Annotated in this window: 11 protein-coding genes and 1 tRNA gene; 8 read left to right on the top strand and 4 right to left on the bottom strand. The window is 44.2% G+C overall.

Annotation, left to right across the window (positions count from 1 at the left end):
- Positions 1-34 precede the first annotated feature (34 nt).
- A complete protein-coding gene (locus AB1Y31_11680) occupies positions 35-769 on the top strand; it encodes a pteridine reductase (GenBank protein ID MEW4983839.1) in 735 nt (244 codons plus the stop codon).
- Here AB1Y31_11680 and folK read toward each other — a convergent pair.
- Genes folK through tsaD form a run of 3 tightly spaced genes read right to left on the bottom strand, consistent with a single transcriptional unit; the run spans position 766 to position 2,661 of the window.
- Positions 766-1,257, bottom strand: a complete 492-nt coding sequence (folK, locus tag AB1Y31_11685) for a 2-amino-4-hydroxy-6-hydroxymethyldihydropteridine diphosphokinase (GenBank protein MEW4983840.1) — start codon at positions 1,255-1,257, stop codon at positions 766-768. The two genes, AB1Y31_11680 and folK, sit on opposite strands and share 4 nt — an antisense overlap.
- Positions 1,258-1,614, bottom strand: a complete 357-nt coding sequence (folB, locus tag AB1Y31_11690) for a dihydroneopterin aldolase (protein ID MEW4983841.1) — start codon at positions 1,612-1,614, stop codon at positions 1,258-1,260.
- A 12-nt stretch (positions 1,615-1,626) separates the two neighbouring features.
- Complete coding sequence (gene tsaD, locus AB1Y31_11695) at positions 1,627-2,661, bottom strand: tRNA (adenosine(37)-N6)-threonylcarbamoyltransferase complex transferase subunit TsaD (GenBank protein ID MEW4983842.1); 1,035 nt, start codon at positions 2,659-2,661, stop codon at positions 1,627-1,629.
- Between the two features lie 213 nt (positions 2,662-2,874).
- Between tsaD and rpsU the strand changes: the two genes are divergently transcribed.
- The 6 genes from rpsU (at position 2,875) to AB1Y31_11725 (ending at position 9,021) form a co-directional block, all read left to right on the top strand.
- Positions 2,875-3,102: a 30S ribosomal protein S21 gene (rpsU, locus tag AB1Y31_11700; protein ID MEW4983843.1), complete on the top strand. Its 228-nt coding sequence runs from the start codon at positions 2,875-2,877 to the stop codon at positions 3,100-3,102.
- Positions 3,103-3,128: 26 nt separating this feature from the next.
- Entirely contained in the window at positions 3,129-3,587 is a 459-nt protein-coding gene (locus AB1Y31_11705) for a GatB/YqeY domain-containing protein (GenBank protein ID MEW4983844.1), read from the top strand.
- 166 nt (positions 3,588-3,753) lie between these two features.
- Positions 3,754-5,478 (top strand): DNA primase, encoded by a 1,725-nt coding sequence (dnaG, locus tag AB1Y31_11710; GenBank protein ID MEW4983845.1) that lies wholly within the window; start codon positions 3,754-3,756, stop codon positions 5,476-5,478.
- An 86-nt stretch (positions 5,479-5,564) separates the two neighbouring features.
- Positions 5,565-7,367: an RNA polymerase sigma factor RpoD gene (rpoD, locus tag AB1Y31_11715; protein MEW4983846.1), complete on the top strand. Its 1,803-nt coding sequence runs from the start codon at positions 5,565-5,567 to the stop codon at positions 7,365-7,367.
- Between the two features lie 7 nt (positions 7,368-7,374).
- Positions 7,375-7,451: transfer RNA gene (locus AB1Y31_11720), tRNA-Ile, on the top strand.
- 169 nt (positions 7,452-7,620) lie between these two features.
- Positions 7,621-9,021 (top strand): xanthine/uracil/vitamin C permease, encoded by a 1,401-nt coding sequence (locus AB1Y31_11725; protein ID MEW4983847.1) that lies wholly within the window; start codon positions 7,621-7,623, stop codon positions 9,019-9,021.
- A gap of 374 nt (positions 9,022-9,395) precedes the next feature.
- Here AB1Y31_11725 and AB1Y31_11730 read toward each other — a convergent pair whose 3' ends face one another.
- Positions 9,396-10,604, bottom strand: a complete 1,209-nt coding sequence (locus tag AB1Y31_11730) for an EAL domain-containing protein (protein ID MEW4983848.1) — start codon at positions 10,602-10,604, stop codon at positions 9,396-9,398.
- 386 nt (positions 10,605-10,990) lie between these two features.
- Here AB1Y31_11730 and AB1Y31_11735 point away from each other — a divergent pair, with 386 nt between their 5' ends.
- Positions 10,991-14,752, top strand: coding sequence for an EAL domain-containing protein (locus tag AB1Y31_11735; protein ID MEW4983849.1), 3,762 nt, complete (start codon positions 10,991-10,993; stop codon positions 14,750-14,752).
- The last annotated feature ends 166 nt before the right edge of the window (positions 14,753-14,918 follow it).

A 14,918-nucleotide genomic window follows, 5' to 3' on the forward strand; every position in this document is an offset into this window, starting at 1 on the left:
TGTTGTTGAGAGTCTAGTTTAATTTGGAGATAGGGTGTCCAATATTCAGAAAATAGTATTGATTACTGGCGCGGCGCGACGTATTGGCGCGCAAATGGCGAAGACCTTCCACGAAGAAGGTTACGGTGTTGTGATTCACTACCATAGCTCAAACAAGGAAGCAGAAGAGCTTGCCGCGTTACTCAATGTTCAGCGAGAAAATTCCGCCTGGAGCGTTAAGGCAGACCTTCAGTCGGTTGAGCAAATTCAGCGAATGGTTAATGAGGCGGTAGCGAAGGCTGGTCGCTTGGATGTTTTGATAAATAATGCCTCAACTTTTTACCAAACACCGGTAGCCTCTGCGAATGAGGGTGAGTGGAATGACTTAATCGGCAGTAATTTAAAAGCCCCTTTTTTTGTCAGTCAAGCGGCGTTTAGTGCATTAAAAGAAGTACAGGGCTGTATCGTGAATATTGTGGATATTTATGCCAAGCGTGCGTTAACAAATTACCCGATATACAGTACGGCGAAAGCAGGCTTGTATGCCCTAACGAAGTCATTAGCAAAAGAACTGGCGCCAGATGTTAGGGTTAACGCTGTGTCGCCGGGCGTGATTTTGTGGCCAGAAAATCAGTCAATAGAAGAGAGTGAGGCGATTGTTAATCGAATCCCGTTACAGCGGCAAGGTTCCCCAAGTGATATTGCTGAAACGGCTTTGTTTTTGGCAAAAAACGCGAACTATATTACAGGCCAAGTCATAGCGGTGGATGGCGGCAAGAGCCTGCTTTAGTCCCACACGAAATGAATGCGTTTTTGTGCAATATTTGATTTATCGAAGTCGCGCCATAATTGATTGTAAGAAACGTTTGAAACGGGATGATGCAGGTCGCCAGCAATTTCGGCTAGGGGTTCTAGAACGAAGGCGTAACGGGTTATTTCATCGCGAGGGATTTCAAGGTTGGGGTCTTGGCTAATATGATCGCCGTATAACACCAAGTCTAAATCAAGCGTTCGGGGGTTAAATTTTTTCTGTTCAGGGGTGCGGCCATTATCTTTTTCGATGCTATCCAACATAGCATCCACTTGTGCGGGAGCCAGTTCCGTTTCAAAGGCGGCAATTAAGTTTAGAAATGGCTCGCCATCAAAACCAACCGCGTCAGACTCGTAAACGCTAGATAGTATAAGGCTGCCAAATTGCTTCTTTAAGGCATTAATACCCGCGCGAAGGTGCTTTTCGCGTTCAATATTGCTGCCAATACTAAGGTAAACGGTGGTCATTTAAGGCTTGTTTCCGCGTTCAATAATAATACCCACATCGTCGGCATGGCGCAGCGCGCCTTTTTTATTTAAGGTAAGTCTTAACCACGGCACATTGAAGTCATTAATAATTAGTTCGGCCACTCTTTCAGCCAGCGTCTCAACCAGTTGAAAGTTACTTTTTTCAACGAAATCAATTACCGCTTTTGATAGCGATTTATAGTCCAGCGTGTCATCAATATGATCGCTAGCAGCGGCCTTTTTAATATCTGTGGCCATTTCAAGATCAAAAAACACAGGCTGCTTTACGGTTCGCTCCCAATCAAAAATACCAATGATCGTTTCAATGCGTAAGTTGCGTAAAAAAATAATATCCATAGGGTTGTTATTCTAAATTGATTGAGGAATATTGAGTTCGGCTAACGGCCAGCGTGGGCGCGCTTGAATATTGAGCGGGTCGTGTTCGCCAGCCAATAAACGTTGATAACCAGCGTAGGCGATCATGGCGCCGTTGTCGGTGCAAAAATCATGGCGTGGATAAAATACCTCGGCATTCAAGCCATTTGCCATATTGTTTAAGGTCGTGCGTAAGCGTTTATTTGCGCTAACGCCACCGGCAACCACTAACGTTGACAGGCCTGTCTGTATCAAGGCACGTTTGCATTTTATGGCCAAGGTGTCGGCAACGGCATCTTCGAATGCTCGGGCAATGTCTGCGCGCGTTTGTTGGTCTAATGTGTGTTGTTGGCTAGTGGTCAAGGCGAACGTTTTGAGGCCGCTAAAGCTAAAATCAAGGCCGGGTCTATTGGTCATCGGGCGTGGAAAGGTAAATCGCGACGGGTCACCTTGTTCGGCGCAGGCGGCTAGTGCCGGTCCGCCAGGGTAGCCCAGCTTGAGCAGTTTGGCGGTTTTATCGAAGGCTTCGCCAGCGGCGTCATCTAACGACTCGCCCAATAATTCATATGCGCCGACTTGGCTTACTTTGATGAGCTGAGTGTGCCCACCGGAAACCAGTAGCGCGACAAAAGGGAACGTTGGTGGCTTGCTTTCTAGCATCGGCGCTAATAAGTGCCCTTCCATATGATGAACACCGATGGAAGGGATGTCCCAAGCATAGGCTAAGCTTCGCGCCACGCTAACGCCGGCGAAGAGAGCGCCAACAAGTCCGGGCCCTGCGGTGTAGGCAATACCCGAAAGGTTTTTCGGATTGGTACCGGCTTCGGCAAAACATTGTTTAATCAGCGGAATAAGTTTGCGCACATGATCGCGTGATGCAAGCTCAGGTACCACGCCACCATATTCTGCGTGCATTTCGACTTGGCTATATAAGGTGTCTGCTACTAGGCCATTGCTGCCATAAAGCGCAACGCCGGTCTCATCGCAGGAGGTTTCAATGCCAAGAACAAGGTGAGATTTAGCTGTCATTAATGATGAACGTAGCGCGTTGGTTTTTAAATCGATTATTATACGCATAGGACAGCAGTTCTGCGCGAACACTGCCGCTGGTCTAATTTGCTGGTGGTGTGTAAAGTGACGAGTTGTTATTGCATTGCTTATAAGTATTGGCATGTCAGTGGAGGGCGTGTATAATCCGCCATCCTTTTGTACCTTTAAATAATTTTAAGAAGAGAGAAATAGATGCCTTCAGTTCGCGTTAAAGATAACGAACCATTTGACTTTGCTTTACGTCGTTTTAAACGTACATGTGAAAGAGCCGGCGTTTTGGCTGAATCACGTAAACGTGAGTTTTATGAAAAACCAACTGCAGAGCGTAAGCGTAAAGCCGCAGCAGCGGTAAAGCGTCATTTGAAAGGTTTGTCTCGTACACGTCGTGCGTTAAACAACCTCCGTCGCGGCCGTAGCTAACAGCTACTTTTTACCCGCTAAATAACATGAGTGAATCAGTAAACGCTTTATCGCTTCGTATCCGTGAGGATATGAAGTTAGCAATGAAAGCGAAAGAAAAAGAAAAGCTTAAGGTTATTCGTTTAATTCTTGCTGCTATTAAGCAAAGAGAAGTGGACGAGCGGATAGAGCTGGATGATACGCAAGTTCTCCAGCTGTTAGATAAAATGATTAAACAACGTCGCGACTCGATAGAAGCTTTTGATAAAGCAGGTCGCGACGATTTGTCCACCATTGAGCGGGAAGAAACGCTCGTTATTCAAGATTACTTGCCCCAGCAGCTCAGCGAATCAGAAATTGAAGCGTTGATTGATCAAGCGATTAGCGAATCGGGTGCGCAAGGTATGAAAGATATGGGTAAGGTGATGGGCATTCTCCGTCCGCAACTACAGGGCCGTGCAGATGTTGGCGCCGCCAGTGGAAAAATCAAAGCCAAACTCTCATAATTTGGCGCTGTTTAATCAGCCAAAGACAGTCGCAACCGTTTAAGTCCCGTTAGCAAGCAGTAGCGCGTGGATTTTAAGTTCGTCTATCGTTCCCAAGAAAGCGAAAGCTTGCTAATCTAGCCTATGCTTCAACCTGAAACGTAGAGTAAGGAAAACACCCTAAGCAATGGCTGGTCGAATCCCCCGACATTTTATTGATGACTTATTAGCGCGGACTGATATCGTCGATGTTATTGATAGCTTGCTGCCATTAAAGAAAAAGGGTGCAAACTATTCCGCCTGCTGCCCTTTTCACAACGAAAAAACCCCAAGCTTTACCGTTAGTCAAGATAAGCAGTTTTTCCATTGCTTTGGTTGTGGCGTCAGTGGCTCCGCGATTAGTTTTTTAATGGATTTTAGTCACCTAGATTTTGTCGAGGCGATTGAGGAATTGGCGAGTCGTGCGGGCGTTGAGGTTGTTCAAGAGCAAGGGTTTGAGCAGAGTAAGCCAAAGCGAGACTTGACGCCACTGCTGCAGATGAATGACAAAGTCAGTGAGTTTTATCGACAGCAATTACGTCAGCATAGCGCCGCGAGTATGGCGACAACCTATTTAAAAAACAGAGGCTTGACGGGCGATGTGGCAAAAACCTTTCAATTGGGTTTTGCGCCGCCGGGTTGGGACAATTTACTGTCATCCCTTGGTCAAGGTGAGCCGTCACTGGGCGAGCTTAAAGAGTTAGGCTTGGTGGTCACCAATGAAAACAATAAGACCTACGATCGCTTTCGAGAGCGGATTATCTTTCCTATACGAAATAAGCGTGGTCAGACGATAGGTTTTGGTGGGCGTGTGCTCGATAGTGGCGAGCCAAAATATTTAAATTCACCTGAAACACCCTTGTATCACAAAGGGCGAGAAGTTTATGGCTTGTATGAGGCGCTGAAGTCGTCCAGTAAAATACAGCGCATTGTCGTGGTGGAAGGCTATTTGGACGTTATTTCACTCTATCAACAGGGTATTACAAATACCGTTGCGGCACTCGGCACGGCGATCACACGTGAGCACGTTGACTTGTTATTTCGCTCCGTATCGGAGTTGGTTATTTGTATGGATGGCGATACGGCAGGTCAAAAGGCGGCTTGGCGTGCGGTAACAAATGCCCTGCCTGCCTTGCGTAGTGGTCGGCAAATTAAAGTGCTGCTGCTCGATGAGGGGGATGACCCGGACAGTTTGATCCGTGAAAAGGGTGCGGAATACTTTGAGCAATTGCTTGATAAAGCGGTGCCTTTATCGAGTTATTTTTTTGACTACCTCTCAGCATCAAACCCATTGACGACAATAGAAGGGCGAGCTAGTTTTATGGAGCAAGCGAAACCGTTACTGGATATGCTGCCAGCGGGTACCTTCGCCGAGTTAATGAAAAAGCAACTGGCGAGATCAGTACAGGTCAGTGGTGCCGATGTCGGGATATCATCTAAACCAAAGTTTGGGCGCGGACAATCGGCGCGAAAATTAGGTGCGGCGCCGGTTTCTGCCATGCGGCATTTAATCACCTTTATTTTGCACGAGCCTGAATTAGCGGCAAAAATAAACCCGGCGGAGTCTTGGCTTCAATTGAATGTGCCTGGAATGGCGTTGCTGAATGAAATATTGTCGGCTTTAAGGAGTCAGCATACGATGTCTCCGGCTATGTTGTTGGAGCGTTTCCGTGGCAGTGAGAATGAAAAAACTATCAATAGCTTGTACGCAGAAGAAAGGCTTATTGTGGGCGAGTCGGTTGAGCTTGAGTTTTCAGGGGCGATTGAGCGACTCAAAGAGCAAGCAAAAAGTATTCGTTATGAAGAGTTGTTGGCAAAATCACAGAACTTGAGTGATGGCGAGAGAAAAGAACTTAGAGAATTAATGAAATAGACGATCATCCGTAGATAAATTAAGAATTTCTGCTAAAATACTGAGTTCAGTCAAATAAAGATGTGTAGTGAGTTCACGGGAACACAATGGATAAAGAACAGCAGCAAGAACAAGCCTCTAAAATCAAAGCCCTTATTAGTAAAGGCCACGAGCAAGGCTATTTAACGTACGCAGATGTAAACGATCACTTGCCTCAAGACGTCGAGCCAGAACGTATTGAAGAAATCATCAGTATGATTTCCGATATGGGCATTGGCGTGCATGAAGTTGCCCCTGAAACAGACACGGTATCTGATGGTGCGGCAAGTCAGAACATTGATGAGTCTGCAGCGGCTGAAGTGGCTGCGGTTGCTTTAGCAACAGTTGATAAAGAACTCGGAAGAACCACTGACCCAGTGCGTATGTATATGCGTGAAATGGGCACGGTTGGTTTGTTAACGCGTCAAGGCGAGCTGGATATCGCAAAACGCATTGAAGAAGGTCAGAATGATATGTTGTCGGCGATCATTCGCTACCCAGCAGTTGTTACGGCCTTTTTTGACGTATTTGATAAAATTAAAAACGAAGAACTGCGTTTATCCGACTACCTTCCCGATTTTGTTGATCTTGAAGATGATTATGACTATACGCAACCTGCGGCAGCAAAAGATGAAAATGCGCCAGAGATCCCACCGCTAACTGTTGCCGACGTAAAAGTTCGTATTGATGAGATTGTTGTTAAGTACAAAAAGTGCAATAAAGTTATCGCTAAAGAGGGTTACGTCTCAGATAAAACCCAAAAAGAATTTGATGAGCTAGCTTTATTGTTCATGGCGCTCAAATTCACACCGCGTTTCTTCACGTTGTTGACGGGTGTTATGAGAGAGTGCATTGATTTAGTTAGGGCACAAGAAAAAACCATTATTGATATTTGTGTTAAACAGGCAAAAATGCCACGCAAACTATTCATTGCCGGTTTCGTAAAAAATGAAAGCGATTTAACGTGGCTTGAAGAGCACTTAAAGACAGATGCGCCCTTCGTCGCCGTCATAAAAGAAAATTTCCACGAAATTCAAAAAGCGCAAGTAAGGCTTTTGAATGTTGAAAATGAAAGCAAGCTAGTCACCACGGAAATCAAAGACATTAACCGTCGCTTATCCATTGGCGAGGCAAAAATGCGCCGTGCTAAAAAAGAAATGGTCGAAGCAAACTTACGTTTGGTGATCTCTATTGCTAAAAAATACACGAATCGCGGCTTGCAGTTCTTAGATCTTATTCAAGAAGGCAATATCGGTTTAATGAAAGCGGTGGATAAGTTTGAATATCGCCGTGGTTATAAGTTTTCTACCTATGCGACGTGGTGGATTCGCCAAGCGATTACCCGTTCAATTGCCGACCAAGCAAGAACCATTCGTATACCGGTTCATATGATTGAAACGATCAATAAGCTGAACCGTATTTCACGTCAAATTCTTCAAGAAAAAGGCCGTGAAGCATTGCCAGAAGAGTTAGCAATAGAAATGGAAATGCCAGAAGATAAGGTTCGCAAGGTGCTTAAAATAGCGAAAGAACCGATTTCAATGGGTACGCCGATTGGTGATGATGAGGACTCCAGCTTAGGAGACTTTATTGAAGATGCAAATGCAGTTTCTCCAGTGGATTCAGCTACAATAGAGAGCCTAAGAGAATCAACACAAGATGTGCTTGCTGGCTTAACCGCTCGTGAAGCGAAAGTCATCAGAATGCGTTTTGGTATCAATATGAATACCGATCATACGCTTGAAGAAGTAGGTAAGCAGTTTGATGTAACACGTGAGCGTATTCGCCAAATAGAAGCGAAAGCACTGCGCAAATTACGTCACCCCTCACGTACAGAACATCTACGTAGTTTTATAGACACCACAGAATAAACCTAAAGGGCCTGTAGCTCAGTTGGTTAGAGCAGGGGACTCATAATCCCTTTGTCCGCGGTTCAAGTCCGTGCAGGCCCACCATGTAAAATTAGCCTCATTGCCCTTACGGTAATGGGGCTTTTTTATGTGATTTTCGTGTGACTTTGCTATGCTCTGCCATGAGCGCTCACGTTGATTACGGTACTGCCGCTTCTCATCTTGTTTATTCAAGTTGTTTCAACACGCCCACACTAATTGAGGACTATTTATAATGCAGCTGTTAAACCGAGAGTACGGTGAAGAACAACCCTATTGGCCGCTTGGGCCTTTTAAAATAAGGTTACCTTTTATTCATTACCGCTGGGAAACAGCCGAAATGATTCAAGGGGTTATTATGTTTGTGGTGGGCTTGGCCATGATACCCCTACTAGAAACTTACCTAGGCATGCCTTATGAGGCAGCCCTCGCCTTTACCTTTATTGCAGGAGTGCTTTATACGCTACCCGCATTATTAGGCGTACCCTTAATGCCTGGTTGGATAACGCCCGCCCTCCCAGTGGTGCTGCTATATTTGAAAGGCTATGAGCCCGGCCCTGAAGCCATTCGAGCCTTATTTGCTTTGCAGCTTGAAGTGGCCATTATCTTTTTTGTACTCGGTGTGACACGGCTCGGCTCAAAACTTGTCGATATCATTCCTAATTCACTTAAAGCTGGGGTTATCATTGGCGCCGGTATCGCTGCCCTGATGGGCGAGCTAAAAGTAGGGGGGCGGATTGATGCAACGCCTATTTCCTTGATTGTGGGTGCTATTATTTCGGCCTATGTGTTGTTCTCGTTGTCTTTTAAGAACGTTACAAAAACCAGTTCTTTAGCCCGTAAGATTGCCAGCTTTGGTATGGTTCCAGGGATGGTTTTAGCCATGATCATCGGTTGGGTCGTAGGTGAATACCCGTTACCGGTTATTGAGTGGGGCATCACTCAGCCAGATTTTACGTTAATGACAGAGTATTTAGCTTTTAGTGTGGGCTTTCCTGGTTGGGAAATCTTTCTTACCGCGATACCCACAGCCGTCATCGCTTACGTTATTGCCTTTGGCGACATAGTCATTGGTTTTACCTTGGTTGATCGTATTGACCATTTACGTAAAGATGAAAAGATTGAGACTAATGTTGACCGCGTTCATCTTGTCACGGCCATTCGTAATGCAATTCACGCCTTTTTCGCGCCTTGGCCAGGGCTTGCAGGTCCACTATGGACGGCGGCTCACGCAACCGTTGCAGAACGGTATGCAATGGGTCGAAAGTCGATGGAATCTATTTACAGTGGTGGCGGCACCTTTTGGTTGGCTGGCCTAGTCGCACTGTTCATTTTGCCGTTAGTCACCTTGTTTAAGCCAGTGCTGCCGATCGCTTTATCTTTAACCTTAATCCTCACCGCTTACATTTGTATTATGGTGGGCATGGAGCAGCTGAAAAACTCTGTTGAACGAGGCGTGGCTGGCATCGTTGCAGTTACGCTAGCTATGCCAGATCCTAAATCCACTGTTTTCGCGGTCGCTATTGGTCTGCTGCTTTATTTTTTAATCGAACGCCCTCGCTTATTGGGCAAACATGCTGTTGAAGCTGAATCCTTGTCTGTAAAAGCGGTAAGGCAAGAGGAAAATAAGAAATAACGGGAATCGCCGATATGCGGAAACCATTGCCACGTAATAAAATTAGGCATTAGAGGGGGGTAATAACTCCTTGGGCGACGGTTCAAGTTCGTGCATGCAAAGCAATTAAAAAAGCCCTATAGCCTTTACGGTAATGGGGCTTTTTTGTGGGAATTTATTTTTGTAGCGTGTTCGGAAACTCAACTCGTTATTTAATTCTAAGGTAGAAGTGCTATTTTGGGACGATAGTGCGAAGGCGATAGGGGTATATATTTTAATTCCAAGAAAGTCTCAGCTAGGCGAACCAATAACTAAAAGCCTGAGTATGGACCTTGGTGAACCTAGCTTTTGATAATTGCTAACTGAATTTACTGCATGGTAGCTAGGTTATATATTTATTGACTGAACTGTTGCGGCAAATTCTTTTTCCAGTTTCGATGCCATCTACAAATGCTGTTAACCTCTTTAGGCCTTGAAATTATAAAGCCCTGCAATTTTATTGGGACGTTTAATGCGTTGAGGTAATCAAGATCAGTGGCTAATTCGACGCCTTCAGTCACAATCGATACATTCAATTCTTCAAAAATATCAAACAGGGCTTGGGCAACAACTTGAGACAGTTTGTCGTTACAAATATTGTAAATGAGGCTTCGATCAATTTTGATTTCTGTATAAGGTAACGATTTAAGTTGCTGGATATTGGTGTAGCCCGTCCCATAATCATCAAGCGCTAACCCGAAGCCATGTATCCGCAAACGGTTAAGCGTTTCCATTTGGTCTATATTTTCAACCGCATAACTTTCAGTCACTTCTATATTGAAATTCTTTGAACTGAAGCCATTATTTTCTAATAACCTAACTAACTTTAACGGTAATTTTTCGTTATTCAGCATAAGAGCCGAGATATTTAGCGACAATCGACAATCCTCGCCAAATTCTTCTAAGATCATTGGTAAATCTTTCATGACTTGACGCAAGGTGCTTAGGGTTAGGGGTTCAATTAGATTGTTTTTTTCAGCGGTATCAATAAAGCGCCCCGCTAGTACGGCATCAAGTTCGTCGGGTAGTGATATTCGGACTAAGATTTCTAAGCCATCTACTTCCCCTGTTTGGTTATCAACTTTAGGTTGGTAGTAGGGAATGATGCGATTGTCACTAATAGCGGCATCTATTTGCGCAACAGTCAAAAAATCTGGGTCGTCGGGACGAACCTTATGATTCATCGACCGTAGTTTTTTAAGAATGACTGACAGCTTTTCTTCAGTAATTGGTTTGCTAATGCAGCCTATAAGGTGTGTTCGCCTTTCAAGTAAAACATCCGATGCCAGTTGAATGATTTTAGTGTCGAGTTGAGAAAGGATAACGACACCGCCTAAAAATCCCTCTTTGCTAAGCAGCCGTATAAGTTCCATGCCATCCATTTCGGGCATGTTTAGGTCGACAAATATTAGTTGGTATGAGGCCCCTTGCTTTTTTATAAGCTCTAAAGCTTCAGAGCCAGAACCTACACATTGACAAGAAGATACTCCAAGGCCAGTCAGTAATGCTGACATAACGTTTAATATTGATTTAGAGTCATCAACTACTAAACAATTTATGGGCATAAGCTCGTTCCTTCAGCTTAATGTTAATGGGAACTAATAAGACTAGTTTATGAGCTTAGGTTTTGCAATGGTGGAAGGTGTTTTAATGCACCTTGGGGTGACGAGAGTCACGCGTGAAGAGCTAGGTTATTTAAAACAATATTGATAAGCCCATTCGACTGTAGAAATAGCGAGATAGTAAAAAACAACTATACTGCTAAAGTTAGGTTTTAATTTTATGGTCTATTAGCTAAGCAGTTTGTCGGCTTTATATTGATAGAAATTTTTTGTCGGCGTTGATTAATCAAGACCGCTGAAGGAGCTCAAATGATGATAAGCTTTACGGGTATCTATATTGAACACAAGGACGTGAACTCGGCATAGGTTGTCACAGGGCGATAATTTATATGATAAATACAAACACTAGATTTTATGGCCTGATCGTAGTTTTTGCTGGGTTTTTTATTTCAGCCGTTGCGTATGTAGATCAAAATATGCTTGAACGCCATATGGCTTCTTCACAACTCCAAGTACAGCAGGAGTTGGATCGGGTTGCTGGTCAACTTACGTTTAATCTTTATAAGAACATTCAGGTGGTTAAGGGACTTCCAGCCGTGTTTTCTATCAATCCCTCTATTAGCCAGGAAAGTTTTTCGATTGCTGCCAAAGGGCTTATTGGTGAGCATTCGCAACTTCGGAATATAGGCGCAGCACCAGACCTCGTTATAAAGTATATGTACCCGTTGGAAGGTAACGAGGAGGCCTTTAACTTAGATTATAGGAGTCTCCCACATCAACTAGAAGCCATACTCAAGGCTAAAGAGCTGAATAAATTAATTCTCGCTGGACCTGTTAAGTTGGTACAAGGTGGGGAGGGTTTGATTTCTAGGCTCCCTGTCTTTAGGAGAGATAAAAAAGGTAATAAGGTTTTTTGGGGGCTGGTTTCTGCGGTCATAGATGTCGATTCTCTTTATGAGAAAAGTGGCTTGCTGGATTTAGACTTACCTATAGAGATTGCTATCAGAGGCAAAGATGGTTTGGGTAAATGGGGAGAGGTGTTTTTTGGTTCTCCAGAGTTGTTCACTGAGCCTAATGCTGAGACATTTATTCAGTTACCAGAAGGTGATTGGCAATTAGTAGCGAAGCCACAGGGAAGTTGGGCTTATGTGCCAGACAATATCTTTCAGAAGCGGTTCTTCTTTGTGGGAGTAGCTAGCGGTTTATTTTTATTTTTTCTTGTATTTATAAAGGGATTAAGAAGGGCGGCTTCAGCTAATGAAAGGTTCAACACGGCATTTTCACAAGCACCTTTAGGTGTTGCTGTAATCGACTCACTAACGGGAGATATATATGATGCAAACCCTGCTTACGCAAAAATTGTAGGACGCTCAATAGAGCAGCTGTGTAGGTTAGACTGGATGGAGATTACTCATCCAGACGATATACAACCCGACTTAGACAATATGGCTCGAATGAATGCGGGAGAAACATCAGGTTTCACAATGCAAAAGCGCTATATTCAACCAGATCAGCGTACTCGCTGGGTTAATATGACAATCGCTCCAATGAAGGTTGGCGATTCAAGCAGCCCGCGTCATTTATGCATGACCGAAGATATAACGCAGAAGAAAGAAATAGAGCTGGAGTTAGAAAAAAGTAAGGATGTTTTACGGGTACTGGCAGAGAGTGGAGACAGTGACAATATATTTGAACTGATCGTTCGGGAGTTGGCCACCTCACAAGGTAGCCGTTATGCTCTTATTGCCCAAGCTAATCCTAAAGACCCTAGTCAAGCTGTTACGAGAGCGGTCTGGTCTGGTGACAGGGTTGTTGACAATTTTTCTTATAGCCTAAAGGGTACGCCTTGCCAAAGCGTCATAAGTGATGGTTTTAGTTTCTATCCGAATGATCTTCAGCAGCGCTTTCCCGGTATTCCTAAGCTTGTAGATATGCAGGCTGAGAGTTATTTAGGAGTCCCGCTAAAGGATGAAACGGGGCGTGTATTGGGCATCATTGCCCTGATTGATGATAAGCCAATGTTGGACAGTGCTCATACCCTAAATCTTTTAGGGAGTTTGTCGGCCCGGGTCAGCATGGAATTAGTAAGAGAGGAGTACAACCAGAAGCTTCTACTTTCATCTCGGGTGTTTAGTGAAACGCATGAAGGCATTATCATTACCGATGCTAATATGTTGATTGTTGATGTTAACCCTGCGTTTTGTATGATTACAGGTTACAGTCGCGAAGACGTTATGGGGCAAAGCCCTAGCCTATTAAATTCCGACAAACATAGTCCTGAGTTTTATCAATCTATATGGCAGCAGGTTCAAGAGCAGGACCATTGGCAAGGTGAAATCTGGAATCGCAAAAAAGACAATGAATTGTACGCGGAACTATTGAGTGTCTCAGCACTTAAAGATGTAGATGATAACGTAACGCATTATGTTGGCGTGTTCACCGATATTACTGATAGTAAGCGTCAACAAGAACAATTGAGCTTGATGGCACATTACGACGTATTGACAGGGTTGCCTAACCGAGCTTTATTTACTGACCGGTTTGCTCAAGCGATCGCTCATAGTAACCGTACAGAAAATCAACTGGCCGTCTGCTTTCTTGATTTAGATGATTTTAAACCAGTAAACGATAGTTACGGGCACGAGGTGGGTGACCGGCTATTAATTGAAGTCGCTAAGCGGATTAGCTCGAATATTCGAGAAGAAGATACGGTTTCTCGCCAAGGCGGCGATGAATTTGCTTTATTGCTAAGTGATATTGAGTCTATTGAACAATGTGAGCAAACCTTACAACGGGTCCACCACGCGTTATCGAAGCCTTATTTAATTGATGGGCAAACTCATTTTATTACCGCATCGAGCGGTGTTACGTTATACCCACAGGATGGCGGTGATATTGATACTTTATTGCGCCACGCAGACCAAGCTATGTATCAAGGCAAATTGGCCGGTAAAAATCGCTATCACTTGTTTGATATAGAGCATGATCAACATACGATAAGAAAACACCACCGGCTTGATGAGATTGAAGCGGCGTTAATAAATAAAGAGTTCCAGCTTTACTACCAGCCCAAGGTAAACATGGTCACGGGTGAGGTGTTTGGTGTTGAGGCATTAATTCGTTGGATACAGCCTGGAAAGGGGGTCATCCCGCCATTAGAGTTCTTACCCATTATTCAAGGGGCAGAGCTGGAAATTAAGGTAGGTGATTGGGTTATAAATGAAGCCTTATCGCAACTTGAACAATGGCAACATAAAGGCATTCAACTTGAGGTAAGTGTCAACATCGCCTCCCATCACTTACAGTCAGATGAGTTTCACTCTAAATTAGAAAAAGTGTTGGCTGAGCACCATTCTGTTGCCCCAGAATACCTACAACTAGAAATACTGGAAAGCTCTGCTTTAGGTGATCTAACTGCGATTAGCCGTATTATGGACGCTTGCCAAGGTGGTTTAGGTGTTCAATTTGCACTTGATGACTTTGGAACGGGGTACTCCTCTTTGACGCACTTAAGGGGCTTGCCTGCAGACACCATAAAGATAGACCAAAGCTTTGTAAGAGACCTTTTAGATGACCCCAGTGACTACGCTATTACTAATGGTGTTATCGGCCTAGCTTACTCGTTCAACCGTAAAGTGATTGCAGAGGGGGTGGAAACCACCGATCATGGCTTAATCTTATTGATAATGGGTTGTGAAGAAGCGCAAGGTTACGGCATAGCTAAACCCATGCAGGCGGCTGACTTTCCTGAATGGCTTGAGCGATATACACCCAATAAGCAATGGCTGGATTATGGGAATAAACACCGGAGCGCAAAGCTAAAAAGATTAACCTTATTCGACTTAGTGGCAGCGCATTGGAAAGATCGGTTTATACGTAATATTCAGTCTACACCAACGGATGTTGAGCATTGGCCCATTATGAACACAGCACATTGTCCTTGTGGCACGTGGATAAAACTAGCAAGGGACGAGCAGCTGTTTGAACCCGAAGATATAGATCGACTTAGCCAAGCTCATGAGGCAGTACATGCTATTACTGATAGCTTGCTTCTTCAATATCAAAATGGTGATTTAGAGACTGCTAGAAAGGGCTTGTTGGAGCTGAAAGCAGCCTCTGAGAATATGAATAATGCACTTTGGAATGTATAGAGGCCTTTTTTTGAAAAGGCCGTCAGCATTTTTTCACTACAAAATACAAACCTAGGCACTCAGTATTTTAATGCCGAAGTTATAGGTTAATTCTATGGAAACACCAAAACACCAAAACACTTAAGCCGCTAACGACCTAGTTAAGGGGAGCCGCACTTTTTGCGGC

It is taken from the genome of Cycloclasticus sp. (assembly GCA_040743155.1).
GTDB lineage: Bacteria > Pseudomonadota > Gammaproteobacteria > Methylococcales > Cycloclasticaceae > Cycloclasticus.

Excerpts from the sequence above, each read along its gene's own strand:
- folK (MEW4983840.1), bottom strand. The coding sequence starts at position 1,257 with ATGACCACCGTTTACCTTAGTATTGGCAGCAATATTGAACGCGAAAAG.
- folB (MEW4983841.1), bottom strand. The coding sequence starts at position 1,614 with ATGGATATTATTTTTTTACGCAACTTACGCATTGAAACGATCATTGGT.
- tsaD (MEW4983842.1), bottom strand. The coding sequence starts at position 2,661 with ATGACAGCTAAATCTCACCTTGTTCTTGGCATTGAAACCTCCTGCGAT.
- rpsU (MEW4983843.1), top strand. The coding sequence starts at position 2,875 with ATGCCTTCAGTTCGCGTTAAAGATAACGAACCATTTGACTTTGCTTTA.
- AB1Y31_11705 (MEW4983844.1), top strand. The coding sequence starts at position 3,129 with ATGAGTGAATCAGTAAACGCTTTATCGCTTCGTATCCGTGAGGATATG.
- dnaG (MEW4983845.1), top strand. The coding sequence starts at position 3,754 with ATGGCTGGTCGAATCCCCCGACATTTTATTGATGACTTATTAGCGCGG.
- rpoD (MEW4983846.1), top strand. The coding sequence starts at position 5,565 with ATGGATAAAGAACAGCAGCAAGAACAAGCCTCTAAAATCAAAGCCCTT.
- AB1Y31_11725 (MEW4983847.1), top strand. The coding sequence starts at position 7,621 with ATGCAGCTGTTAAACCGAGAGTACGGTGAAGAACAACCCTATTGGCCG.
- AB1Y31_11730 (MEW4983848.1), bottom strand. The coding sequence starts at position 10,604 with ATGCCCATAAATTGTTTAGTAGTTGATGACTCTAAATCAATATTAAAC.
- AB1Y31_11735 (MEW4983849.1), top strand. The coding sequence starts at position 10,991 with ATGATAAATACAAACACTAGATTTTATGGCCTGATCGTAGTTTTTGCT.